This window comes from Mycobacteriales bacterium, assembly GCA_035550055.1.
Taxonomy (GTDB): domain Bacteria; phylum Actinomycetota; class Actinomycetes; order JAFAQI01; family JAFAQI01; genus DASZTV01.
Window position 1 is genome coordinate 38,805 of record DASZRO010000092.1, and the last position, 26,603, is coordinate 65,407.

The 26,603-nt window shown below is 67.1% G+C and carries 16 protein-coding genes and 1 tRNA gene; 9 read left to right on the plus strand and 8 right to left on the minus strand.

All coding sequences use genetic code 11. From position 1 onward, the window contains the following. Positions 1–54 precede the first annotated feature (54 nt). From VG899_13690 to VG899_13730, 9 genes are all read left to right on the plus strand, one after another. Positions 55–2,742, plus strand: a complete 2,688-nt coding sequence (locus VG899_13690) for an ATP-binding protein (protein ID HWA67408.1) — start codon at positions 55–57, stop codon at positions 2,740–2,742. A 40-nt stretch (positions 2,743–2,782) separates the two neighbouring features. Then, positions 2,783–5,737, plus strand: coding sequence for a UPF0182 family protein (locus VG899_13695; protein ID HWA67409.1), 2,955 nt, complete (start codon positions 2,783–2,785; stop codon positions 5,735–5,737). 157 nt (positions 5,738–5,894) lie between these two features. Then, positions 5,895–7,499, plus strand: a complete 1,605-nt coding sequence (locus VG899_13700; protein HWA67410.1) for a S8 family serine peptidase — start codon at positions 5,895–5,897, stop codon at positions 7,497–7,499. A gap of 7 nt (positions 7,500–7,506) precedes the next feature. Then, a complete protein-coding gene (locus VG899_13705; protein ID HWA67411.1) occupies positions 7,507–10,206 on the plus strand; it encodes an EAL domain-containing protein in 2,700 nt (899 codons plus the stop codon). A 53-nt stretch (positions 10,207–10,259) separates the two neighbouring features. Continuing rightward, positions 10,260–10,333 (plus strand) — tRNA-Met (locus VG899_13710). A gap of 291 nt (positions 10,334–10,624) precedes the next feature. Beyond that, positions 10,625–11,269, plus strand: a complete 645-nt coding sequence (locus VG899_13715; protein HWA67412.1) for a class I SAM-dependent methyltransferase — start codon at positions 10,625–10,627, stop codon at positions 11,267–11,269. After that, positions 11,270–11,851, plus strand: a complete 582-nt coding sequence (locus VG899_13720) for a hypothetical protein (protein HWA67413.1) — start codon at positions 11,270–11,272, stop codon at positions 11,849–11,851. A 17-nt stretch (positions 11,852–11,868) separates the two neighbouring features. Then, entirely contained in the window at positions 11,869–12,192 is a 324-nt protein-coding gene (locus VG899_13725; protein ID HWA67414.1) for a hypothetical protein, read from the plus strand. A gap of 491 nt (positions 12,193–12,683) precedes the next feature. Beyond that, entirely contained in the window at positions 12,684–14,882 is a 2,199-nt protein-coding gene (locus VG899_13730; GenBank protein HWA67415.1) for a sigma factor-like helix-turn-helix DNA-binding protein, read from the plus strand. Position 14,883: 1 nt separating this feature from the next. Here the strand turns inward: VG899_13730 and VG899_13735 are convergent, their stop codons facing one another. The 8 genes from VG899_13735 to VG899_13770 are packed head-to-tail and all read right to left on the minus strand — an operon-like array spanning position 14,884 to position 26,597. Beyond that, positions 14,884–15,306 (minus strand): hypothetical protein, encoded by a 423-nt coding sequence (locus tag VG899_13735; GenBank protein ID HWA67416.1) that lies wholly within the window; start codon positions 15,304–15,306, stop codon positions 14,884–14,886. Beyond that, positions 15,306–17,450, minus strand: coding sequence for an AAA family ATPase (locus VG899_13740; protein ID HWA67417.1), 2,145 nt, complete (start codon positions 17,448–17,450; stop codon positions 15,306–15,308). The genes VG899_13735 and VG899_13740 overlap by 1 nt, the downstream gene beginning before the upstream one ends. After that, positions 17,450–17,662 carry a hypothetical protein gene (locus tag VG899_13745; GenBank protein HWA67418.1) on the minus strand — a complete coding sequence of 71 codons (213 nt, stop codon included), beginning with the start codon at positions 17,660–17,662 and terminating at the stop codon, positions 17,450–17,452. Before VG899_13745 ends, VG899_13740 begins: the two co-directional genes overlap by 1 nt. Before the next feature lie 17 nt (positions 17,663–17,679). Continuing rightward, a complete protein-coding gene (locus tag VG899_13750) occupies positions 17,680–19,839 on the minus strand; it encodes a DEAD/DEAH box helicase family protein (GenBank protein HWA67419.1) in 2,160 nt (719 codons plus the stop codon). Then, positions 19,836–20,672, minus strand: a complete 837-nt coding sequence (locus tag VG899_13755) for a phosphoadenosine phosphosulfate reductase family protein (GenBank protein ID HWA67420.1) — start codon at positions 20,670–20,672, stop codon at positions 19,836–19,838. The genes VG899_13750 and VG899_13755 overlap by 4 nt, the downstream gene beginning before the upstream one ends. After that, positions 20,669–24,214, minus strand: coding sequence for a hypothetical protein (locus VG899_13760; protein HWA67421.1), 3,546 nt, complete (start codon positions 24,212–24,214; stop codon positions 20,669–20,671). The genes VG899_13755 and VG899_13760 overlap by 4 nt, the downstream gene beginning before the upstream one ends. Then, on the minus strand, positions 24,211–25,251 hold the full coding sequence (locus VG899_13765) for a DUF4007 family protein (GenBank protein ID HWA67422.1): 1,041 nt from the start codon (positions 25,249–25,251) through the stop codon (positions 24,211–24,213). The genes VG899_13760 and VG899_13765 overlap by 4 nt, the downstream gene beginning before the upstream one ends. Continuing rightward, the gene (locus VG899_13770) at positions 25,248–26,597 is read right to left on the minus strand and encodes a cysteine desulfurase family protein (protein HWA67423.1); all 1,350 of its coding nucleotides are present in this window, start codon (positions 26,595–26,597) and stop codon (positions 25,248–25,250) included. The genes VG899_13765 and VG899_13770 overlap by 4 nt, the downstream gene beginning before the upstream one ends. Between the last annotated feature and the right edge of the window lie 6 nt (positions 26,598–26,603).

The window sequence follows — 26,603 nt, forward strand, 5'->3', positions numbered from 1 at the left end:
CGCCTGGGCGCGTAGCGCCACGTCGGCGCCCCGCGACCTCTAGCCTGGCTATTCGTGGCGCCCGCCGTACCGTTTGCGCTGCTCGGCGTCGTCCAGCTGGCAGCTGTGGCGGTGTGGCTGGGCTTCGCGGCTGCGTGCTGCTTCCCCGGCCTGGTGCGCCGCACCACGCCCGTGGTGGTGATGGCCTCCCTCGCGATGGCGGCCGCGGACGCCCTGACCGCGCTCCACCTCGATGTCGCGTCATCCGACGGCATCGGGCTGTTGCGGGTGATCGCGTTGGCGCTTCTCGTGCTCGGCCTCGCCGACGGCGCCCCTCAGCGCCCGAGCACCGCGCTCCCCGCGATCACCGCTCCGCTCGGGGCGCGGACGTCCGTCGCGATGGCAGGGGGGATCGTCGGGATCGTCGCCGCGGCGACGGCGGTGTTCCGCGGCTTCCGGCCAGGTGGCGACCGGCGGATCGGCGCATGGCTCGGCGCCGGACTCGCCCTCACCGCCACGGCGGCAGCGCTCGCCGGGCCGAGCGCGACGAACAAGAATGCGGCACTCGCGCAGCTGGCCGCGCGCGGCGCAGCCTGCATCGCGCTGGCCGTCGTCATCGGCCTGATCGCCCGCGCCAGCCTGCTGGGCAAGATCGTCACCGCCATCGTTGCCGGCGTCGTCGCGATGGCGGTGGGCGGGGTCGCGGTCGTCGGCATCGGCGTCGCGGCCGAGGTGCAGCACGACCAGTCGAACCGGCTGCTGCGCGTCGCCGACACCCAGCAGCAGAACTTCCAGTCCCTCGAGACCCGTGCCGGCCTGCTGGCGCAGCTGCTCGTCGAGTGCGTCCAGCAGAGGAAGCAGAACTGCCCGGCCACCCTCCAGTTCTTCGCCGAGGACCCGAGCTACTTCGCCGCGGTCTACCAGCCCGGCAAGGGCGTCAAGCTCATCGCGCCGAACAAGACCGCGCTGGAGAACACCGCGCTGCTGCAGCTGGCAGGAAGCAACGTCGTACGCGGCGCGCTTCGTCTCGGCTCGACGTTCCAGACCGTCGCTTCCGGCGCCATCCTGCTGTCGGGCGCGCCCGTCCAGCTCGCGCTGATCTCAGCAGTGCCCAACAGCGTGAGCGCGCAGGTGAAGCCGTCGTTCGTCGCGATCTACGGCATCGGGCTCGTCGACCGCTACCTCGCGACGCTGCAGAACGAGATCGGCTACGACGTCTCGATCATCGCCGACGGCTACGTCATCGCCAGCAGCCTCAACACCCCGGACCGGGCGCAGGTGCTCAGCGAGGACAAGTCCAACGGCATCGAGTCCCAGGACCCGACGCTGTCGACAGTGGTTCCCGCGCAGGGCACGGCACCCACCGTCGCGTTCGTGCCGATCACCGCCGCCGGCAACGACAACGTACGGATCGCCACACTTGCGGTGAGCCAACCGGCCAGTGCCGCGCTCGCGGCTCAGCGCAGCGTGTTGCGACGGCTCGTGCTCACCGCGCTCGCAGTTCTCGTGACGATCGCGATGGTCGCCTTCCTGATGGCGCAGCGCATCTCGGAGCCGGTGCGCCGCCTCACGCTGGCGGCGGGGCGGGTGCGCGCCGGAGACCTCGACAGCACGGTCGCGGTCGAAAGCATGGACGAGGTCGGCGAGCTGGCGCGCGCGTTCGACGCCATGACCAGCTCGTTGCGCGGCCTGACCGGCGACCTGCGCGACGCCGCGGAGCTCGAAGCGCGATTGCGCGCCCGGCTCGAGACCGTGGTCAGCTCGATGACCGACGGCCTGGTCACGACCGACGGCACCGGTGTCGTCGTCGCGGCGAACCCGATGGCGCTGGAGCTGCTCGGCTGCACCGAGTCCGACATCATCGGCCGCGAGCTCGCCGACGCCGTCGACGTACGTGGCCCGGACGGCGCGCCGCTGCTCGGTCCCGGCCGCGGGCTCGCGATCGCCGACGGGCTGCTCAGCCGCGGGGACGGCGAAGAGCCCATTGCGGTCCGGGTCTCGCGGGCCCCGCTGTCGGGTCAACCGGGCGAAGTGGTCGTCATCTCCGACCGCACCCGCGAGCGCGAGATCGAACGGCTGAAGACGGAGTTCCTGTCGAACGTCAGCCACGAGCTGCGCACGCCACTGACCCCGATCCGGGGCTATGCGGAGATGCTGGCGCGCCGTCCTGACCTGCCGCCGGAGCGGGTGAAGACGTTCGTCTCGGAGATCCTCGCGGGCACGGTACGCATGAGCCGCGCGGTCGAGCTGCTGGTCGACGTCGCCGCGCTCGACGCTGGACGGGTGTCCCCGACCCGCGACAAGGTCGTCGTCGCGAACCTCGTCGACGACCGGCTCGCCGCGTGGCGGGAGCGGTACCCCGAGCGTGCCAAGGACCTGCATCGGCGGGTCGCCGGCAAGCTCCCGCCCGTCGAGGTGGACTCGCGTTGGCTGGCAAAAGCTCTCGACGAGCTCGCCGACAACGCCGTGAAGTACACCGCCCCGGGCACGTCGATCACGCTGGGCGCGGCCCGCGCGGAGGGCGGCGCGGTGAGCATCTCGGTGCGCGACGCCGGGGAGGGCATCGACACCGACCGGCTGGGCGAGCTGCTCGGGGACTTCTCCCAGGCCGACGCCTCCGACACCCGCAAGGTCGGCGGGATGGGGCTCGGGCTCGGGTTCGTGACCCGGGTCGCCGATGCCCTCGGCCTCACGCTGGAAGTCAGCTCGGAACCGGCCAAGGGTGCGGAGTTCTCGATCGAGGTTCCGGCCGCCGCCGAGTGATGACGGCGCGGTCGTCGACCTCGGCCGATAGGTTGCGGGTGTGACGTTCAACCTGCCGCGCCCGCAGCTCCCGCCGCTGAATCGCCGCGTGCAGATCGCCGCTGTGGCAGTCGCGGTGCTCGTTGTCCTGTTCATCCTCTGGTCGGTCTTCGCCAGCGAGTTCACCGACTTGTTGTGGTTCCGCTCCGTCGGTTACTCGTCGGTGTTCAGCAGACGGCTGGTCACCGAGATCGTGCTGTTCTGCCTGTTCGGCAGCGTGATGGCCATCGTCGTCGCGACGAACATCTTCATCGCCTACAAGCTGCGACCCAAGGAGCCCCCGCACTCCCTCGAGCAGCAGCAGCTCGACCGGTACCGGCGGCTGATCCATCCGTGGCGCGGTTGGCTGCTCGCCGCGGTCGCGCTGCTCATCGGGATCATCACGGGCGCCACGGCGTCGCGCCATTGGGCGACCTGGCTGATGTGGCGCAACGGGACGCGCTTCGGGATGAAGGACCCGCAGTTCCACAAGGACATCTCGTACTTCGCCTTCACCTATCCAATGCAACGGTTCACGCTCGGCACGTTGTTCGCGGTGGTTGCGGTCTCCCTCGTGGCCGCCCTCGTGACCGCCTATCTCTACGGCTCGTTGCGACTGCAGACCCCCGGACCGAAGTGGACGCCGGCCGGACGGGTCCACATCTCGGTGCTGCTGGGAGTGTTCGTCTTGCTCAAGGCGTTCGCGTACTGGCTGGACCGCTACGGCCTGGCGTTCTCCGGCCGGGGCATCGTGACCGGACCGTCGTACACCGACGTCCACGCCGTGCTGCCCGCAAAGACGATCCTCGTCTTCGTCGCGATCATCTGCTCGTTGCTGTTCTTCGCCAACATCTACACGCGCAACTGGATGCTGCCGGCCGTCGCGTTCGGGCTGATGGTCATCTCGGCACTCGTGATCGGCGGCGCCTACCCGGCGCTGGTCCAGCAGTTCAAGGTGAAGCCGAGCGCGCAGGACCTCGAAGCGCCTTACATCCATCGCAACATCGACGAGACGACGCTCGCCTACGGCATCGGCACGAACAACGTGACGACCGAACAGTACGCCGGGGTGTCCACCGAGACCCCCGCCCAGCAGCGGCAGCAGGTCAGCCAGGACGCCCAGCTCCGGGTGCTCGACCCGAACGTCGTGTCGCAGACCTTCGAGCAGCTGCAACAGCAGCGGTCGTTCTACTCCTTCGAGGACTCCCTCGACGTCGACCGCTACCCGCTGAGCAGGAACGGCGGGCTGACCGACGTGGTGATCGGGACCCGCAACATCAATCTCAGCGGCCTGCAGCCCAGCCAGCGGAACTGGATCAACGACCACCTCGTCTACACCCACGGCTACGGCGTCGTCGCGGCACAGGCGGACACCGCGCAATCCGACGGCTCCCCCGACTTCGTCGAGTCCGACCTGCCACCGACCGGGTCGATCAGCAACCTGCAGACGACGACGGACGACAAGTTCCAGCCGCGGATCTACTTCGGCGACGGTTCCCCGAACTACTCGATCGTTGGCGCGCCGCCCGGCGCCCGACCCCGTGAGCTCGACCTGCCGACCGATAGCGGCTCCGGTCAGACCAACTTCACCTATGCCGGCGGTGGCGGCGTACCGATCGGTTCGTTCTTCAAGCAGCTGCTGTACGCGTGGAAGTTCAAGGACAAGAACATCCTGCTGTCCAGCGGGGTCAACCAGGACTCCCGCATCCTCTACATCCGCGACCCCCGCTCGCGGGTCGCAAAGGTCGCTCCCTGGCTCACCCTCGACGGCGACCCGTACCCGGTCGTCGTCAACGGGCAGATCCTGTGGGTCGTCGACGGCTACACGACCAGCGACGGCTTCCCGTACTCGGAGCAGGAGTCGCTGAGCTCGTCGACCAAGACGTCGCTGAACACGACCACCAACGCGGTCGCGTCGCAGCGCAATGCGCAGATCAACTACATCCGCAACTCGGTCAAGGCGACCGTCAACGCCTACACCGGCCAGGTCACGCTCTACGAGTGGAACCAGGTGAAGACCGCGTGGACGCCTGACCCGCAGCCCGACCCGGTCCTCCAGACCTGGGAGAAGGCCTTCCCCGGTGTCGTCAAGCCGCAGTCGGACATGCCGACCGACCTGATCGCGCACCTTCGATACCCGGAGGACCTGTTCAACATCCAGCGGACTCTGATCGCGCACTACCACGTGACCGATCCGCGCTCGTTCTACAACGGCACCGAGTTCTGGAACGTCCCCTACGACCCGACGCTCAACAACGGCGAGTCGACGGTGCCGCAGCCGTCCTACTACCTGACGATGTCGCCGGACGGCGGCACGACGACACCGGTCTTCTCGTTGACCTCGCCGCTGGTCTCGCTCACCCGGCGAAATCTCACCGCGTACCTGTCGGTCGACTCCCAACCCGGTCCGGACTACGGCAAGTTCACCCTGCTCACGTTGCCGGCCAACGCCGGGCTGGCCGGTCCGGGTCAGGTGCAGAACGAGCTCGACTCCAACACGACCATCTCCCCTCAGCTGACGCTGCTGAGCTCCGGTGGCTCGGTGATCATCAAGGGCAACCTGCTCACCATCCCGGTCGCCGGCTCGATGCTGTACGTCGAGCCGCTGTACGTGCAGGCCTCCGGCGGGCAGTCCTTCCCGGTGCTGCGCGAGTTCCTCGTCTACTCCGACGGCAACGCGGCGTACCAGCCGACGCTCGACGCCGCCCTCAACCAGGTGTTCGGCGTGAAGGGAGCGGCGCCACCCGCGTCCGGCAGCTCCGGGACGTCGACCGGCTCCACCACGACCTCACCCCCGACGACCGGCGCGCCGGCGTCCGCGGCGTTGCGGCAGGCGATCGCCGATGCGCAGCAGGACGAGCGAAACGCGGAGGCGGACCTGCGACGCGGTGACTTCGCGGCGTACGGGCGGGACGAGACTGCCCTGAAGTCCGACCTGGCCCGGGTCGCGGCCGCTGCCGGCGGCACGTCGCCGTAACGCGTCGCGGGGTGACTAGCCCGGCCATGACTAATCCGGGCCATGCCAGGAACGGCTAAATGACAACGATCCGCTATTCAGATGGATACGGGTCCCGGCAATGCTCACCAAAGGCTCATCGCGCACCCATGCCGCGCGAAGCCGGAGGAGGCAGACGATGCGCGGTCGACCGGCGCCCTCGAAGGTACGGCGGCTCGCCGCCGCGATCCTGTCGGGCGGGCTGCTCGCCGGCGGGCTGAGCGCAGCTGCGCCGGCCGCCGCCTCGACGCCGGTCACGGTGATCGTCCAGGGGCCGGCCGTGTCGGTCGTCGAGACGCTGGTGTCGACGGTCGGCGGTCACACCACGACGCCGCTTCCTCTGATTGACGGCGTCGTCGCCCAGGTCCCGTCGAACGCTGCGCTCAACCTGCTCGACGCGCTGGGGCTGGTCACCAGTCCGGACGCTCCGGTCGCCGTCGACGGGCTCGTCGGCGCACTGCCCGCGACGGCGCCCGCGGCCGCCAGCTCGTTTCCGGCCTCGACCGGCGCGACGAAGCTCGCGGCGAACGGCGTCGACGGCTCGGGGGTCGGCGTCGCGGTCCTCGACACCGGCATCGACCCAATCCCGGACTTCGGCAGCCGACTGATCGGCGGCGTCGACTTCTCCGGCGCCGGCAACCCACTCCAGGACAGCTACGGTCACGGCACGTTCGTCGCGGGCCTGATCGCCGGCAGCGGCGCCTCGTCGGCTGGCGCGTACCCGGGTGAGGCGCCCGGCGCGAACCTGGTGTCGATCAAGGTGGCGGGCGCCACCGGCGTCACCGACGTCGCGAAGGTCATCGAGGGCATCGCCTGGGCGATCAACAACCGGGCGGCGTACGGCATCAAGGTGCTCAACATGTCCCTCGGCGAGGTGCCGACCGGACCGACGCAGCTGAACCCGCTCGACCAGGCGGTCGAGAGCGCGTGGCAAGCCGGGATCACCGTGGTCACCTCGGCCGGGAACTCGGGTCCGGGCCAGGGCACCATCACCTCGCCCGGCGACGACCCCGACGTCGTCACCGTCGGTGCACTCGACGACACCGCAACCGCCGGCGGCGGCAACGCGTCGGTCCCCGCGTTCAGCAGCGAGGGACCGACCTCCGCCAACGGCTGGCTCAAGCCCGACCTCGTCGCCTCCGGTCGCTCGGTGGTCAGCCTCCGCGCACCCGGCTCGACCATCGACCAGACCTACCCCAGCGCAGAGGTCGGCGCCGCGAACTTCGTCGGGTCCGGCACGTCGTTCTCCGCGGCGATCACCAGCGGCGCGGCCGCCCTGGTCGCCGAGCAGAACCCCTCGGCGACACCGGACGAGATCAAGGCGCGACTGCTCGCCACCGCCACCCCCGGCCCTACCGGCAACGCGTCGCTCGAGGGTCATGGTGTGCTCGACGCGTACGACGCGGCGACCGCCCCCGCCGTATCGCTGAACCAGCAGCGCTTCCTCGGGCTGGCGATCCCGGCGGTCCCCGGAGTCTCGATCCCGCTGCTGTCGACGTGGTCGGTCTCGTCGTGGAACCCGGCGAACTACAGCACGAACGTCACGGCGTCGGCGTGGAACGCGTCCGCGTGGAACGCCTCAGCCTGGAACGCCAGCGCTTGGAACGCCTCGGCCTGGAACGCGTCCGCGTGGAACGCCTCGGCCTGGAACGCCTCGGCCTGGAACGCGTCGTCTTGGAACGCGTCCGCGTGGAACGCCAGCGCCTGGAACGCCTCTGCGTGGAACTCCTCGTCATGGTCGTGACCGCTCGATGACCGGCCTGCCGATGCGGGCTCGCCTGCTCATCACCGTCGTCACGGTCGCTGCCATCGCGACAGCTGTCGGTGCCGCCGACGCGGCGACGCGCTCCGGCGCAGGCAGCATCGCGGCCCTCGCCGTGCTCGGGGCGCTGCTGCTGGTGTCGAACCGGTTCCCGCTGCTGATCTACGGCCCCAACTACTCCGAGGCGGTCAGCCTCGACGACGGCCTGCTCGCGGTGGTCATCGCGCTCGTTCCCTCCGGAGTCACCGTCCTGCTGTTCGCCGTGGCTCAGCTCGCAGCCCAGATCTGGCGACGCCGCCAGCCGGTGAAGACCGCCTTCAACACCGCGCTGTTCACGCTGTCCGCCGCGGCGGCGGTGACAGTCGCGGATGCGGTCGGCCGCACCCCCGGGCAGGTCACCCCGACGCTCGTGCCGGCGACCCTCGCCGGCGTCGTGACGTTCATCGCGGTCAACGCCGTGCTGGTCGGGGTGCTGCTCAAGACGGTCGCCAACCAGCCGTTCCGGGAAGCATGGCGGGAGGCGTGGACGACGCGCCTGCTGCTCGTCGCCGTCGGCACCACCACCGGGCTGCTTGCCGGCCTCGCAGCGGCGAGCACGTCATGGGCGCTGTGCGCGGTGCCCGTGGTCTTCGTCTTGTTGCGGCAGGTGCTGGCCGGCCACTTCGATGCCCGCCGGGACCGCGATCGCGTCCTGGGCCTGCTCGACGCGGCACACGACATCCACGCCGCGATGGCGGAAGGACAGGTCTCGAACACGCTCGAGGCGATCGCGTCACGGGTGCTTCGCGGGACGGCGAAGGTCCAGCCGCGTCGGCCCGGCGACGGCGTACCGACCGCCCCGCTCGGCGGATCCGGCAGCTGGCTGGTCGTGACCGGACGCAACCCCGGCGAGCCGTTCGACGCCGAGGACCAGCGACTCCTGAAGGCGCTCGCGACCATCGCCGAGGGCGCGTTCGCCAACGCGGCGCTGTACTCGGAGGTGCAGCAGCAGCGCCGCGAGATCGCGGCGGTGCTCGGCAACATCGCCGAGGGCGTGTGCGCGTTCGACGCAGCCGAGCGGCCGACGTTCTGGAACGCCGCTGCGGAATCCCTGCTCGCGATGACGTTGGAGGACTTCGATCGAAGCCATCCGGTCGCCGAACAGCTGCTTGCGCCGGTACGCCGCTGCATGCAGTCGCAGACGACGTTGACCGCCTCGATGACGCTCCTGCTCGGCGACGGCCGGTTGCTCCCGATCAGCTACACCTGCGCTCCCACCCACGGCAGCGACGGCGTTGCCGGCGTCGTACTCGCCTTCCGGGACGACACCGAACGCACCAACTATGAAGCGCAGCTCACCCATCACGCGTTCCACGACCAGCTGACCGGCCTGGCCAATCGGCGGCTGTTCATCGACCGGCTCGACCAGGCACTGATGCGGACGTCGCGGGGCGCGTCTACCAGCGCCGTCGTCTTCATCGACGTCGACCGCTTCAAGCTGATCAACGACAGCCTCGGCCATCAGGCCGGTGACCGGCTGCTGCAGGAGATCGCGCTGCGACTCAGCTCGCTGGTGCGAGAAGGAGACACCGTCGCGCGCTTCGGTGGCGACGAGTTCACGTTGCTGCTCGAGGACATCGACGGAGTGGTCGCCGTCCACGAGCTGGCCGACCGGATCGTGCGCGCGATGCAGGAGCCGATCGAGGTCGCCGCGCAGCGCACGGTGGTGGCGAGCCTGTCCGTGGGCGTCGCGATCTCACGACCCGACGCGACAGGCGACGACCTGCTGCACGACGCCGACCTGGCGATGTACGACGCGAAGGCCGAAGGGCTCGGCCGCTGGCGGCAGTTTGCCGGAGGCACCAGCCGGTCGGCGGAGCAGCTCGACCTGGAGACCGACCTGCGGGCGGCGATCATCGAGGGCGCTATCGAGGTCTTCTTCCAGCCGCTCGTCGACGCGGTGAGCGGTCGCCCCGAGGACGCCGAGGCACTCGTGCGGTGGCCGCACCCGACCCGCGGGCTGGTCTCACCCGCCGACTTCATCCCGATCGCCGAGGAGACCGGGCTGATCCTGCCGCTCGGCGCGCTCGTGCTGGGCGAAGCGTGCCGGCAGTGCAAGTCGTGGGAGACCACCCAAGGCGTCGCGCTCGGCATCAGCGTGAACCTGTCGGCGCGCCAGTTCCAGGACAGCGAGCTCGTCGACGTCGTACGTGACGCGCTGGTCGCCGCGGACCTGCCGCCCGAACGGCTGTGCCTCGAGATCACCGAGACCCTCGCCATGCGGGACATCGAGTGGACGATCCAGACGCTGGCGCGCCTCAAGGCGATCGGCGTACGAGTCGCGATCGACGACTTCGGCACCGGGCACTCGTCGCTGAACTACCTCAAGCGCTTCCCGATCGACGTCGTGAAGATCGACGGCAGCTTCGTCCACGACATCGACACCAGCGTGGTCGACAACGCCATCGTCATGGCGGTGGTGACGCTGGCGCAGACGCTACAGATCACGACGGTCGCCGAATGCGTGGAAAGCGCCGGGCAGCTCACCAAGCTTCGCCAGCTCGGCTGCACGTTGATCCAGGGGTACCTGTTCGCCAAGCCGATGCCGGCGGCGGACATGGCCGCCTGGCTCGAAGAGGTCTGCGGCGGCGGCGCCGGCGCCCGGATCCCGGCGCCCAGGCGGATGGCGGGTGCGGCGGCGCGGAGCTGACAACCGCTGGGTTTGCTGCCCGTCGCGGGCCCGGGCTATCGTGATGAGACCGACGCGGGGTGGAGCAGCTCGGTAGCTCGCTGGGCTCATAACCCAGAGGTCACAGGTTCAAATCCTGTCCCCGCTACTAGTAAAACCCCAGGTCAGGGGCCTGATCACCCATTCGGGTGATCAGGCCCCTTGATCATTCGTCCGTGGCTCGTCCGTGAACCTGGGGGGACGCAGGGACACGTCCGGTGACTCGTGCGGCACCGTGAAGGCGCCACAAACGCCTGAGCCGATCGACGATCATCGCCTTGATGCACTTCAAGATCGATCCGGGCCGACCCCGCAAAGCTCCCGCTGCGCGTGCCCATTTAGGCCCGAGGATGCCTCTGCTAACCGGGAATGTGTCGGGGGCTCGCAGTAAGTTCCGACCATGTCGATTGGTCAGGCCGGCGCGCTGGAGAGCAAGTGCGAGGCGGGGTTGGTAGCCGAGACGATTGCCACATACGACCTCGGCGCCGATGTCTATGGACGACGGTTCGCGCAAGTCGACATGGGGGTGTATCTCGATCGCTTCGCCGAACTGATTCCGCTAGGCAGCATCACGCTAGATGCGGGCTGTGGTTCTGGTCGGGATCTTGCCTGGCTGAGAGCTCAGGGTATCCGTGCAGTTGGTCTCGATCGGTCCACGGGAATGCTCAGACTTGCTCGCCGCTCCGTGCAAGGCGGCTTGCTGGTTCGCGGTGACCTCCGCCGTCTTCCCTTCTCGGCGGCGACGTTCGGCGGTGTCTGGCAATGCGCTTCGCTGGTTCATCTGTCGCGGCCGCAGACGGTGATGGCTCTCGCTGAAGTCGAGCGCGTGCTGACGCCTGGTGGAGTCGTCTTCCTTTCGGTCGCGACGGGCGGCGAACCGGAATGGCGCGCTTCGTACGCCGGTCGACGATGGTTCCATTACTACGACGGTGGCGATCTGAATGCGATGTTGCAAAGCGTCGGCTTGACAGTCCTAACGAGCGCGACGGAGCCGGGCGTGGTTCGCGGTTCGTGGGTAAACGTCTTCGCGCGGAAGGCCCGATAGTTGATTTCGCTCGTCGCTGCCGATGCTGCCACGAAAGTCTGGGGTATCGATGTCACATTGCTCGCAGCAGGAGTGGCCGCTGTAGCTGCCATCGCAGCAGCGGGGCTCTCTTACCGCGGGAATCTCGCCACGAACCGAGCTGCTGAGGCTCAGCGGCAGCGTGACTATCGGGTTCGCCAGCTCAACGAGCTGTACGGCCCGCTGTACATGAGGCGCCGACTCAGCCGACAACTCTGGAAACAGCTCCCCGGCGTGCCTGATGCTGAGCCCGGAGTCACCCAGTGGCACCTGATTGATCATGTCGAGGAGATCAAGACCGAGCAAGACGCTCACCGCAGGCAGGTTGTCGAAGAGATTCTTAAAATCAATGACGAGCTAACTGGCCTAATCACGGGAAGTGCCGGCCTGCTGGTGGAGTTTCCTGCTCCGCAGAGTTTCGAGACCTTCCTTGTGCATGCGGCGACCCTTCGGATGTTCTGGGAGCAGGGCCGGAACGCAACTAAGGCCGCCTACATCCCGTTTCCGGGATCCATCGATCGCGACATTGAGGATGCGATCACTCGTCTGCGCTCTCAGCTATGAACTCGACGGATAGTGATGTGACGGACGAGAGCCCGGATGCCGATCTCGACCATGAGTTTCACGTGGAGTCGGAGGCGGCGATCGCCGAGTGCCGGTCCTTGGGATACACACCGACCGTCTGGATTTCAATGCTGAGCCAGGTTGGCGCTGCGGAAGCCGCGCGCCGGCTTCTCGTGAGTGGTGACATTCAGAGTGGGTTTTCACGGCTGGTCGCGCTTGGCAGGCCGGAGCTGACGGTCGAGTGGGCTGCGCTCAACCCTAGGTGGGAGCCTCTATTCGACGATCAGCACCGGGAAGCGGCGCGCTGGCGCTTGCGTCAGGCGGGAGTAGAACCGCGCTAACGCGAATTACGACGGCGTGGACCACGCAGGCCTCGCGGACACGATCAGCATGCGGTCCGCCAGGGCCCGCGCATCGACCAACACCTGCCGTCGCTCCTGCGGATCCTCGACGACGTTGATCACGTAACCGAGGTTGACGACATGAGCGCGCCGCCGGGGTTCATGTGGCGCATGGGCGGGATCCCAGCCATCGGCGGCGACACCTAAGGCGCGCAATGCTCGGACATACCCCCCCCCCGCCCGCACCCGTAGTCGAAGACGTGCTGGTCGCGCGAGATGAGCCCATCCCCGAGCGCCAGGGCGATTGGCCGGCACAGACTGCTCCTGGCGATAGCGGTCCGATGTCTCGGACGCCCGCCGCCGACCCCGGATGGGCTTTACCATCCCGAAGAGCGCCCTTTTCGGGCCCGTCGTCGAGTACGTCCGCATTGTTCACACCTGGAGGCCCGTCAAGTGTGCCGGCTCCGTCCGACCCGTATGTAGCTGCCGTCATGCCGACCGTCCGCGCCGCCTTCCCGTTCCTCGTTGAGCTGCCTACCGTCGAAGAATCGCTCGGGCTGGATCTCCGCGGCGATCTCGATGCTCTCAGGCGTCGCGACGACTGGCAGCAGACCGCGGACGCCATCGCGAAGGCGATGGTCCGGTTCGAAGATCGTCCTGTGGGCGACCTGCTGCCCGGGCTGCGGGACTGGAACGTCCAGATCCCAAGCCACCTGCTACGCACCCGGACGCAGAACCTCCTTCGCCGCCACGACGTCACGACGTGGGCGGACCTGGCCGGCCTGTCCGTCTACGACCTCGGCCAATTCCGGGGAGCGGGCGCGCAGACAGTCCTCGACCTTGCCTGCCTCGCAGTAGCCGCGGTCGGGAATCAGAAGGGCTCTGGCGCCCCAGTGGTCGAGGAGCCGTTGACGTTGGAGCAGGACGAGGCGCTACCGCCCCAGCGAGAGCCGCTCGACCCCGCAGTCGCCCGGATCACAGACGGCCTGCGGACCCTCGCGGCGTGGGCACTACGTGAGCGGCAGCTCGACGAGTTCAAGGGCCTGGTGCAGCCGGCCGCCGGACTGCAGTTGCCTGAGCCCGTCGCCGCTTTGTGGCATGCAGTCGCCGGCCAACGACTCGAAGACGTCGCCGACCCCGATCTCGTGAACGCAGACGTCGCCGAGTTGAGCGCGGCGCTGCTGGACCGGTTCGCGGGCGCCCAGCGGGTCATCCTGGAGCAGCGGCTCCTGAGCTCGACGCCGGCGACTCTCGATCAGGTGGGCCAGCAGGTCGGCCTTACCCGCGAGCGAGTACGTCAGCTGCAGACGAAGCTGATCGAGCACCTGACACGCTCGCTGACCGAGCGGCAGTTCCTCCCCCTTACCTGGCGCAGCGCCGACCTCGCCGATACGTTGCGCAGCTTCGCTCCAGCGGATGCACCCGAGACCGTTCAGGCGATCGACCGTGCGTGCCGCAGCCAGACGGATGAAGGTGCGAGCGAGCTGAAGGCGCTGCTGTTGTACCTGGCCGGTCCGTTCAACCTTCGCGACGGCTGGCACATCCGCCGCGGCTCGGAGTTCCCCGACGGTCGAGCCCTGGAGTCAGCGGCGGACGCAAGCCGCACGCTGTCGTTCGAGACGATCGACGAGTGGCTGGACGCCAATGGAATCAACACCCTCTTCCGGAGCGTTTGGCTGCAGCACACCGGCCGCTTCCGTGTCATGGGCGACCGCGTCGCCGTTTGGTCGGGTTCGGTCGTGGACAAGTGCGTGACGTTGCTGGCGATGCGAGGCAGCCCGTGCACGGTAGAGTCGCTTCTCGACGACGTTGGTGAAGGGCACAGCCCGCGAGGCGTCCGGAACCGGTTCTTCGAAGATCCGCGGCTGATGCGCGTCAACAAGAACGACTGGGCGCTGCGCGCGTGGGACCTCGAGGAATACACGGGCATCGCGGAAGAGATTGCCCAGCGCATCGTCGAGTGGGGTGGCAGCGCTCGCATCAGCGACCTCGTCGACGAGCTCGTGCGCCTGTTCGGCGTGAGCGCAGCCTCCGTCCGCGTCTACGTCGAGGCGCCGATGTTTGTAGTGGAGGGCGGGGTCGTCCGCCTGCGGCGTGAGGACGAGGCCTTCCAGCTCGCTTCCGGACTGTCTCGGGCCCGCGGTTGTTTCCGCCTCGACGCCAGCCGCATCTCGTACTTGGTGACCGTCGACAAAGATGTTGTCCGCGGCAGCGGCAGGCAGTGCCCGGAGCAGTTTGCCGCGGCCTTGGGCGTGCGGCCGGGCCAGCCACAGTCGTTCTCGGCCGCGGACGGCACGGTGGCCGTGACTTGGCCCGCGACCTCAGGGTTGGGGCCTTCGCTCGGGTCGGTCAGGGGACTCGCTGATGATGTCGGCGCTGCGGAAGGCGACTTCCTTCGGCTCGAATTCGATGTCGTCGAGAAGAACGTCGTCGGGCACCTCGTGACAAGGGCGCTTTTGGACGCCGCCTCTAGTGATGAGGCCGTGCGAATGATGTCGGGACTTGATCTCGGAGCCGATCAGTTGGCGGCCGTGGCGAGGGCGATCGACGTCGCTGCCGCGGATGTTTTCCGTGTCCTACGTCAACGTGGCGACGACCGGCTCGCCGACCTGCTGCCGCGTCCGGTCGCCGACGAGGCGCTCCAGCAGGCTCTTGCGGAGCTCGCCGGAACCTTGGACGAGCTCGACTGACTTAGGCGAACTCAGAGAGCCGGTTGGTCAAGGTAAGAGTCGGCTCCGCCTCGCCAAGCAGCTTCTCGATGAGCCAAGCGAACCCGGCGTTGGCGTACTCGGTGGCGATGCGGATCACCTGGGCGGGGCTGTCGAGGACGCCCTTGCCTTCGACGGCGAGGGCCAGCAATTCGAGATGCGTGATGCGCCACGGGTCGGTCGCCAGGATTGTGCCGTCGTTGAACTTCACGGTCTTGTCTGGCAGGGGTGTGCGTTGGCGGAGTCGAACGCCGATGCCGAGCGCCACCCACCAGGCATCAACCTGACGGGCGAACGGCCGGGCGTCCTGCGCGGAACGTGAGACGAGGTCATCCATGCGATCTCTGACGTCGCTCGCGATGAACAGGTCCTGGTTGGCATAGGGGTTCGCGACGGCGGCGGGCATCAGACTGCAGCCTCCACGTCCCGGAAGTCGATTCCGTGCCGGTCGTCGTACTGACGGGCGCAGATTCGGCACGACTGGTGATGGTCACATGAGCAGGCGCGGACGACCGGATGGTCGATACCCCAGGGGTTGACGAGGTCGGTCGGGTAGTCCTTCGAACACGAGATGCTGACGATCTCGCCGGCACTGTTGTCAAGGAGCTCTTCGACGTCGCGAATCTCGGAGCGCGTGAGCAACAGCACCACCTGGAAGTCGGGGAGATCGGCGCCTGACGGCCTGGTGATGCGGTCGACCATCCGCGTTTTCACGCCGCCGGTGATCATCCCGAGTGGGGTGTCGATGATGCGTGGTGCTGTCGTGCCGGAGACCTCCATCAGCGCCCAGATGAACGAGACGGTCAGGGCACGCTGTGACGCACCGTTCAACTCGAAGTCCGTATCCAGCGTCCGGCCGTCGTGCGTGTCGACGATGATGTTGTAGTTCTCATCGATGTGGACGCCTTCGAACACGCCGGCCTCGAACCCGGGGTGTGATCCGACAATGTCCATGAACAGTTCGTTCATGCGGTCGGACACACGACGAACGTAGTCGCCCTCGAGCATCTCTAGCGTGCCTGCGGCGAGCGCGGCAAGGTCTTGAGAGACGTCGCGTTTGACAACCAAATCGCCGCTCGCGCGCACCGCTTTCTCCGCTTCGCGCAGTTGTTGGTCCTGCACCTGTCGGCGGTCATCGAGTTGCTGAATTCTCGCCTGGATCCCGCCGAACTCGGTCCTGGCGTCGCCGATCTTTCGCTCGACGCCGGCGATCTTTCCGGTGAGGTCGCGGACGCGGTCCTCGTCGATCTGCCTGCGCCGCTCCTTGAGTTGCTCGAGTTCCGTTGCCTTGGCTGCGAGCGAGTCCTTGGCGTCGGTGAACTCACTGAGCAACTTCAGGCGTTGATCTCCGTACGCGTCGTTCTGCTCTTGTCGGGCGTCCTCGGCGGCGCGCGCCTGCCGAGCTGTGTGGAAGAGGCCTGTGAGTCGTTGCCTGCTGTCTGACTCGGCTCGTTGCTCGTCTCTGAGCTGCTCGACGCGATGACGGTGCCCGGAGCCTGGCTCCAGCGCTTCACCGCAGATGCATTCCTTCAACTCGAGCCGGTCGGTGAGTACCTCGATAGAGGTTCCAGGAATGACGCGTCGGTCCACGAGGTCGGAGAGCAGCTTCATTCCCTCGTCGAGCTGGTCACTCATCAGTGTCCAGGAGATCGCCTCCGAACGCAGCGCCTCCCGCATGCGACCGAGCGCGCGGGCGCGCGCCTTCTCCAGAAGCTCGCGATCGCGCTCGGCCGTTTCGATGCGCGTGTTCAATTCATCGAGATCACCGAAACCGCGCAGCCCGTTGAGTTCCTTTTCCCAGTTGTTCTTCTGCTCGGTCATGTTGGCGAGTTGCTCTGTGACCTCGTCCGAACGAGCCCTCTCGTCGGCGAGTTCTGCCTCGGTTTCTTCGAGGGCAGTTTCGAGCTTGGACGTGTCCGAGCCGCCTGACCTTGAGACCTCAGCGCGGAGCTTCTTGAAGACGAATTCCAGGTCTTCCTTGGCTGTGCGTAGCGTGTCCAAGCTCAGCAACATCCTGATTGACCGATGGACTCGGTCTTGCCGCTGCTGGCTGGACACGCTCCCCGAGATGAAGGTCTGAACGTCGTCGCCGTTGGTGAAGAAGATGTCCTTCAACCGCAGCGGGATGAACTTTCCGATCAGCGCGTCGGCGCCCTCGATCTCGTCTTCGCCGGCAGACGTGATCTTGAACAGCCGAACGCGGTCACGCCCCCGGTCGACCTTGTCGCCGGCTTGCGGCGTCTCCGTCACGCTGCGAACAACCCGATAGCGCGTCGTGATGTCGTTGTCATCGGTGTGTTCGAACTCCACCATGACCGAGATCTCGACCGGCGTGCCGGCAGGTAGCGCCGTGGATGTCAAGCGACGGGCGGAGTCGGGGAGCCCTGGCATCCCGTAGAACGCCCAAAGCAGCGCGTACAAGATCGAGGTCTTGCCCGAGCCGTTCTCCGCCCGAATCACTGTTAGTGGCTTCTTCGGGTCGGTGGAGAAGTTGATCTTCACGTTCTCCAGCAGCTTGAAGTTCTCGATATGAGTGCGGATGAGGCGCACTACGCCTCCCCGCCCTGCGCGGAGACCTTGCTGCCCAACGCCTCGACCAGCTTGGTGATCTTGTCCCGCCGCCCTTTCTCGGACAGACCTTCCTGCTGCACGTTGATGGTGGCTACTAGCGCCTTCACGAGCTCGGCGCGGTATCCCGGGGTGCGTTCACTTATTAGCAGGACCTTCTCGCCGGCGACTTCTGCAATCCGGTTACCCGCCATCACGTCTCCCCGTTAGGTCAGTCGTACTTCGACAGTATCTGGCGCGGTCCGTCGTTCGACCACTCGTTGACGGCGAGGCTCGCGAACTCCTCAGCGCGACGCAGCTCGCCGCGCAGGATCGCCTTGCCGTGGTCCGAGCCTGGGTCCGGCGGGATGACGAGAAAGTCATGCAGGGTGGCGACTTCCTTGCCGGGCGCCTTGCGCAGGATGCGGCCCCTGCGCTGCACCCACTCTCGGTACACCGTGCTCGACGCTAGGAGATATGCCGTGTCGGTCTGCGGGATGTCGATGCCTTCGTCGAGGACCTTCATCGCAGTCAGCACCTGGTAGTCGCCCTGCCCGAAGCGGTCGAGCAGCTTCTTCGCATCCGCGCGCGAGGTCTCTGCGTTGGTGAACTGGTGGGAGATGATTCCGAGGCGCGATAGCAGCTCGTTGACTTCCTCAATCTGGCGAGTGCTGCCGAGGATCGTCGGCTTCGCCGAGGTGTAGATCAGCGTGCGCTGGACATTGCTCGCACCGTGCTCCTGCAACAGCAGTTCTAGCTGGTCGATCTTTCCGGATGCTTGCTCGAGCACCGCCCGTCGTTCGCGGAGCAGCCTCTCGATCTTCGGATTGGACACAACCGTGCGGCCGTCGTCTTCGAGGCGGAAGCCGGCGGCCTTCAATTCCTCGCACAGCTCGGTGTACTTGTTCATCTCGTCGTCGGCCAGCCGGACCTCGTGCAAGAAGTACCGGTAGCGGGTGAGGCAACCGGCCGCGATCGCGTCGGCGAGGCTGAAGTCGAAGACTGGCTGGCCGAAAAAGTCGAACAGCTTGTCGGTCCCGTCGGGGTCGTATTGGCGGACTGGCGTCGCGGACAGTCCAAGCCGGGTGTCGAATCGTTCCGGGAGATTGTTCAGGAACGTGGGTGTGCCGAGGTTGTGCATCTCGTCGCCGACGAGCATGGTCGCCGTATCTGCTGCTAGTTCGTCGATGAGCGCTCGCAGCGACTCGTCTTGTGCGAACAGTTGGTTAGTTGCAATGAGTACCTCGGTGCGTCGCTCGCCGCCGGCCAGGCCGGCGCGAACCTCTTCAAAGCGAACCCGGCGGCTATCTGGAGACCACTTGCTCGGCAGCAGGGGCTCTATCCCGAACTCTCGGAGATCGTCGGCCCACTGGGTCATGAGCGGTGTGGAGGGGACCAGGATCAGCAGCAGCATGGGGCCTTGATGACGCTCCTGCGTCTCCGTCGCGCAGATAAGTGCGGTTCGGGTCTTGCCTCCGCCGGTCGCGATCTCGAGGACCCCGCGGCCGTTCGCCTCGAAGTAGGCGTCGACGGCCCTGCCTTGGTGTCGGAACGGACCGGTCCGCCATTCCATCCCCGCCGGAATTTGGAGCACGTGGGCGGGAGCGGAGCGGTAGTTCGGCGGCAGGTCCGGCTCTAGGCCGGCTTCGTGATCAGCCCGCCAGGCATCCCAGAAGTCCCGGACAGTGGGGACCTGCATCTCGTTGCCGTGACGCCCGGCGAATCGCAGGCCCTGCGGTGCCAGCAGCGTGAGCGAGTTGGGGTTTTCGTTGTTCCATTGGCGGTCCCATTGGCTCACCAGCAGCTCAACGCGCTTCGTCACGGACTGACCGTCCATCCAGGGGCGGTCGACGGTCATCTGCTCGCCGTTGACCAGTAGGCCGCGCGTTGTGGCGTTGCCGGAACCATGAACCGCGCCCCATGCGTTGCCGTCGTAGAACAGCCACATCTTCTTGTGGTACATCCCGCGTTGCATGAGCACGAACCGCAGCTCGAGTCGGTCGCTCGCGACGAGGTAGGACAGGCAGTCGAGGGTGTGCCGTACGAGCGCGGACGGCGAGAGCTGTGCATCGGCGAGCAGACGCGTCGCTGTCTGCTCGATGACCCCCACCGGGTTGGACACGCCTCGGTCGATCGCGTCTCTGTCCTCGGCACTGATCTCAGGGCTCACGAGTAGTTCGAGCGGCTTAGAGCTGCTCGCAATGAACGAGGCAAGACCCGGCGCGATCTGCGCCAAGCAGTGCGAGCTGAAGAAGCCCGCGCCTATGCGGACGGAGGTGCTGACGTTCATGGCCGGCACCAGAACCTCGCCGACGAGATCATCGTCAGGGATTTCATAGACAGGAAGCGCGTCCGCGAGTGCTTCCGAAAGTCCGCCTGCTGCTTCGCTCACAGCGCGCAAACGGTGCACGCCGGCGTGTCGTCGTCGCTATCCAAAGCAGACGACAAGACCTCAATCAGTGGAATGTTGCGACGGGACTGGCTCGCACGCTCCATCGCGGCACGGTGTCGTTCGAGAATCTCGTCGCGGCGTGCGAGAAGTTCGCTCAGTGTCTCACCGCCTGACCAGGTGTAGGCCCGACTGCGCATGGCGCGATCACCGAAGTCGGCGTCGCCGTCGACGCCCGCGTCTTTGAGCATCTTCTGCTCGATGGCGACTGCTCGCTCCCACAGCTCCGGGTGACGGTCATGCAGCCCGACCCATTCGGCCTTTCGCTGGTAGAAGCAGAAGTAGCACCCGGATCGGGTTCGCCATTCGTAATACAACGGCAGCCCGATACCGGCGTCGGACAGGATGCGCATCACGCCGTCGTGGTCGATGTCGTCGTCGAGGAACGGAAAGACCGCGGTGATGTTGGGTTTGGTGGAGACATAGCCTTTGCGGTTGCGTTCATCGCTGCGGATCGCGATGTAGGACGTCGCGGGGGCGTCGCCGATCCACTCTTCCAAGGGTTTGATTTTCATCTGGCGGGTGCACCACCGCATTTGCGGCGATGGCAGCGTCCCGCGGTACACCTCGAACCAGTGATCGAACCCGCGTTGAGCGTTGATGCGTTCGATCGGCTTGCCGAGCGCGACTTCGAGGCGGTTCAGGAACTCGTAAGTCTCCGGCAGTTCGGCGCCGGTATCGCAGAAGAAGTATTCCAGGTCGGGCACTCGGTCGCGCAGGTAGATCGCGAGTGCGCTGGAATCCTTCCCCCCGGAGATTCCACAGACGTGTCTCACTTGCGCACCCTTCGTGCGTTCACGTTCTTCTTGGTGGCGTCGGTAGCTGGCGTGGCAGCGCTCCCTGCAGTGTGCGTTTGCCGGCTGGCGAGCAGTGCGAGCACGGTGTCTTCAGCCAGGCCGTCGGAGCCGAGGCGGGTCGCGACACGGGCGATCAACGCGTCGACTTCCGTGGCGATGGCGATCCGCTGATGCTCATCGACCCACACAACGCGGGCGCTCTCCGCTCCGTCGGGCAGCGTCACCGTGACGCGCATGGCTTCGAAGCCGTCCTGCTGGCTGGCGAGATGATCGTGGTTGAGAGCTTCGAGGCGGCGGAACGTGCCGCCGATCTCTCGCAGGGCACTGAAGAACCCGACGCGGTCGTCGTCGGTCCACGTCTGCGGCGGCAGTTCCGAGACGGTCATCGCGACGTACTCGGTCCAGTTGTTGTCGTCGTCGCCGGTTTCGGATGTGATCGCCGACAGGAAGGCCCGCATCCGCGGCTGGATGACCTTGCCGACGAGCAAGGCTCCTCGCTCGGCGAGGTTCGCCCGCAGACGCTCGCGTGGCACTCCGCACACGTCGCTGATGCGGCCGCGGATTTCGTCGAGGAGTGCGGGATACGAGTTCTGGATTTCGGTGACCGCCGCCACGATCTGATCGGTCAGCGCTGTTAATTGCCGCGGGGTGTAGGACGCGCCGGGATCTAGGGGCGGCAGATCGAACGCGGCGGGGAGAGCGCGGAACAGCAGCTCGTCAGGCTCGGTCGCGGCTTCGAGCGCCTGCCGGAATCGCAGCGTCGCGTCGCTCAAGTGTCGGGTCTTGCGGATGTGCTCGGGAGCGACTGCGACGACCTGCATCAGTTGCGCCACGACGGCGAGGACGCCGCCGCTGCGGAAGCCGGTGCCGGTGAGCGTTGCGGGCAACCGCGCGGGGAGCTTTTCAATGAGGGCTTGTCGTCCGCCGGAGCGGCTCGCGAAGTGCTTGATCTGGAAGTGCGCGGGATTGCGGACGAGTCGTTCGAGAACCTCGGGAGTAACAGCGGGCCGGAACGTGCCGTGTTCGTAGAGGGCGACCTGTTCACCGTGGACGAGCAACGCCGCGGTGAACAGGACCGGCGCGAGTCCGGCGCGCAAGCCGTACGGGGGAGCGGCGAGCCGGTCGAACAGCTCATCGAGCGCCACTCGTCCCGTCGTCGCCTGGTTGAACGTGCGCACGATCGCGTCCCACACTGGCTTGTACCCGGAGCGCGACGTGGGCTGCGCGAACCGCCACGAGTCGCCGTCCTGACGGTGCATGCCCGTGTCGTTGAGAATCGCCTCGTACATCGCGCGCTCGGGGCCGAAGCCCTCGATGCCGAGCCGCGGCGCCTCGGCGTCGCTGAGCATCGCCTCCAGCAGCTCCCGGCGCGCCTTGGCGGCCTGCGAGGACAGCTCATGACGGTTGATCAAGTCGTTGCGGACCCGTGGCGCCTTGGAGTAGACGTCGTCCGCTACCCACGACAGCGCGGCCGAGCCCGCTGGGGCGTCGATCACCGTTGACTGCCCGTTATCGCCGAGCAGGGACCAGCGATTGCCCTTCGCAGCGGGTCCGAAGACGGATTCGAAGGCGGCGTCGAGGGTCGTGACCGCTTCGGCGAGCCGCTCCTCGAGTTCCCGCTGAGCGACCCAGTCGATGCCAGCGACGGGATCGTTGCTGCTGAGCACGTCGCCGAGCGCAGCCGCCTCGATCGCGGCCTCCGTGACCGCGCCGACGTTGCGTGCGGTGACGATGACGACAGGCTTGGCGCTTGCGCGGCTTTCGATGACGTCGCGCGGGAGCGGGCTGAGGGCATAGAGAACGCTTCCGTCGCAGCGGTCGGCCGACGTCGCGGGGGTGACACGGCTTTGCCCGTCGACCCAGTGCCGGGTGAAGGTGCGCAGCGTCCCCGTCTCGTGACTGTGACGGCCGGCGACGAGCGGAGGCAGCGGACGAATGCGTTCGAGCAGCGTGGCGACGGACTCGCCGCGCAGCCGGCGCCGCGCCTGGTCGATGGCGTTCTTGAGGTCGAAGTCGCTGCCTTGCCAGACCCGGTACTCATCGGCAAAGTCGCGGAAGGTGATCAGACCGAGCGCTTCGAGCTCTTTCAGGCGACGTTCCACCGCCTTGGCGTCTTGCGTTCCCGGCGCGCCGTCCGCAGCGGACCACGCGACGATCTGTTTCGACGCGCGCAGCGCGCCGCCCGACGCGACGAGGTTGAGCAGACCGACTGTGCGCACGACACGACGCTGCGCGGCGTCGAGCCCGTGGGCATCCCGGATTCGGGTGTCGACCTCCAGCCAGCGGCTCGCTGCGCTCGACACGGAGGCGAGGGTCGAAGCGGACTCGAGGAAGTAGCCGTAGAGGCGGTCGAGTCGCACGCACGGCAGCTCATCGTCGCCCGCGGGAAGGGCCGTGTCCTTCAACCAGGAGTGAATGCCTTTCGGCTCGCTGCCGGCCAGGAACGAAAACAGCGTGCGTTCGTTCTGTCCGTAGCGTTGGCACAGTTCAGGGAGCACGAGCAGCGCGAGAGGATGTAGGGGCCAAGTGCGTGCGAGAACCGCGTCGTCCGCAAGGTCACCGAGCCCGGCAAGCCTCGCGCGTGCCGCCTGATCGGCGGCCCAGCGAGCCGTTCGCTGCGTGAACGCGCGGTTGGAAGAGTCGTTGAACGCCGCAGCGATCAGGGTCCGTGTTTGCGCCGGACTGTCAACGAACGGAACGTCTTCGAAGCGTCCCTGGATCTTCGCCCATTCGCGGCGATGCGCAGCGGTCGCTCCTAGCGCGTAGTCGTCGAATGCCATGTGCTGCATCGTCACGAGGACGAGCGGAAGCGCCCGCTCGCCCCGAGTCCATTCCGCGAGGTCCTGCAGTAGGAACAGATCGGCGTCGCTGCGCGAGTCGGCGAATGCTTCGAGGTTCTTGCCGAACTCGTCGATGACAATCAGCACCGGCGCTGCCTCGGTCATCGTCTGCAAGCACGCCTTGATCTCACGCGCCTCGATGTGACGGGGCGTGCCTGCCGTCGCTTGCCGCTGGAGTTGGTCGAGGCGTCGACCCAAGCCGGCGAACTCCGCGCGCTGCGTTCGCGCCGGGAACCGTTCGATGCCGGAGCGCAAGGCTCGCACAACCGTCAGAGCGACCGGCTCGCGTTGTGCGGTGACGAGGCAGCGGATGAAGCCGTCCCGGTCCGCATTCATGTCGCGGCGCGCGGCCACGAGCAGGCGGGCCGTGTCCGGGTCGGCGTTGAAGAGCAGGTCGTCAGCGGCAACGCGTGCGCGATCGCCGGTAGGTCCGAGCAACGCGTCGATGAGGATGGCGAGGCTGGACTTGCCAGAACCGTAGGGCCCGGTCACGGAAAGCGCGCGTTCGACGTCGTTGCGGCTCAAGCTGACGGCGAGCCGGTGGACGGTGTCGATGGCACGCGCGACCGGGAGATAGCTTTCGATCGACTCGCTGCCCGCGTCACGCTCGACGTTGATCGACCGTGCGAACCGTGGCTTCGGCGCGCGGAAGTCCAGCATCGAATGCTTGGCGGGGGTCATCCTGCCACCTTCGCCTTGCCGCGGCTCGAACTCGCCGTGACGATGCTCGCGGGTTCGTCGCCGGCGGTTCCCGCGATTGGCGTCTCCGCCGGTTGCGCGTCCGGGTTTACGTGGAGGTAGTGCGCGTGCAGAACCTTGGTCGCGATCGCGGCCGGATCGCCGTCGAACGTCAGCTGGGTGACGCCAGTCGTCGTGATGAGCCGGCACCGGGGGCCGCTGAGGGGCAGCGCCTGTTCGATGTGTTCAATCAGGGACTGTTCGCTGATTCGGAATGCACGGCCCGGTCCGCCAGGCTCGGTCGCCAGTCGCGACATCGTCACGGTCCGCGCGGTCGTGTCGGTTCGGGCGACGAAATCCAACGCGGCGAAGAGCACGACCGCGGACGGCAGGCCGGGTTTGCGCGACGAGACGAATCGGTAGCGGCGCCTGCCCGTGCCGGGGCGCAGCAGGCCGAGTTCGCGGAACGGGCAATCAACCAGGTCATCGGAGGTTGGCCGGCCACCTTCGGCTTCGGCCGTATACATCCGGAGCAGGCAGTCGATGTCCTTCTTCAACGAGCCGGAGTGCACGTCGTCCCAGTCGCTGACGCCATCGACGAATTCGGAGACGAACGCTCGCAGATCGTCGTCGCCGAAGTCCAGCGCAGGAAATTCGTGGAACGTCACCCACCATGCGGGCGCGAGTGACGGCGGCGCCAACAGCCACCAGTGGAGCAGCCACAGCGTGGCCCGGTCCTCGCAATACGGATCCCAGCCGTCGCCACCGAACAGCGTGACGCCGATGCGCGAGGGCACAGTTTTGGGCATGCGCAGGCGTTCTGGATCGGCTTCCTGGGTCAGCAGCTTGGTCGCGAGACCCCAGAACCTGATCGAGCGCACCATGTTCTTGCCAACACCGAGTTGGACAACGGCGTCGTCTCGCGTGAACATGCGCGGGTCGGCGGTCGCGCCGTCCACGGCCTTCTTCATCCACCCATACCTAGGGTGAAATGATTCGTGCCGCGCGAAAGCGGGAGTCGCGCTTGCCTCGAGTCTCATGCCAACGCGCCGGCGGGCGTCGTCGCGGCCGTGGCATCGGTCGGGATGTCCGGGTGCGTGAGATCCCGGACCCGGTTCACCGCGGCCGCGAGGAGCGCCGCCGCCTCGGCGATCTCGGATCGCGTGGTCGGTCGGCCGACGCTGATGCGCACGCACTCGGATGCGGCTTCGTCGTCAGCGAGCATCGCGCGCAGGACATGCGACGGTCCGGGAACGCTCGAGGTGCACGCGCTGCCCGACGACAGCGCGAGCGTCGGCGCGTTAGCTATAACGGCGTCCGCGTCGGCTCCGGCGAATCGCCAGTTCCGGGTGTTGGCGAGTCGCGGTGGGCCGGCTGCTCCGGATGACGGCGAGACGATGTCGATCGGCGCGCATCCGGCGATCACGAGTTTGTCGTGCAGATGGTCGATCAGCTCAGCGAAATGCTGGACGTCGGCCGCCAGCCGCGTCCTCGCGATGGCGGCAGCAGCGCCCATGCCCACGATGGCGGGGACGTTGAGCGTGCCCGGTCGCAGTCCGCGCTCGTGGCCGCCTCCGTGCATCAGCGGCTCGATGCGGATGCCGCGGCGGATATACAGCGCGCCGACGCCCTTGGGGCCATACATCTTGTGACCGCTGAAGGACGCCATATCGACGTCGAGCGCGTCGAGGTCGATCGCGAGCCTGCCTGCCGCCTGCGTCGCGTCGGTGTGGGTGATCGCACCCGCCTGGTGGGCGAGTTCGTTGATGCGGGCGAGTGGCTGGATGACCCCGGATTCGTTGTTGGCGAGCATCACGGTCACGAGACCAATGTCGTCCCCGAGTGTCGCCGCGAGTTGATCAAGGTCGAGCAGCCCGTCCGGGGCGACCGGAAGAAGCTCGATCTTGTAACCGTGATCTTGGGCCCAGGTCAGCGGTTCCAGCACCGCCTTGTGCTCCGTCAGGGGAGCAATGATCCGACGCCGATTGTCCGGCAATGCGGAGAGCGCGCCGAGAAGCGCAAGGTTGTTCGCCTCGGTGGCACCTGACGTGAAGACGATCTCGCCCGGGCGCGCACCGACGAGCTCAGCCAGCCGTGCGCGCGCGTCGTCGACCGCGGCGTGCGCCATTCGGCCCGGTAGATGATGACTCGCCGGGTTCGCGAACGCGCTGGTCAGCCACGGCTGCATGACGTCCAGCACAGCGCCGTCGATGGGCGTGCTGGCGTTGTAGTCGAGGTAGATCGCGTCACGCACGGAGATGGCCCCAGTTCGGTGTCGTGTGGTGTCCACCGTATGGCGTGGATGCGACAGAAAGCACCCCCGACATGCGACCTGGGGATGCGGGTCGGTCAGCCGAGTAGGCACAAGATCACGGACCTCCTTCATCTGCCG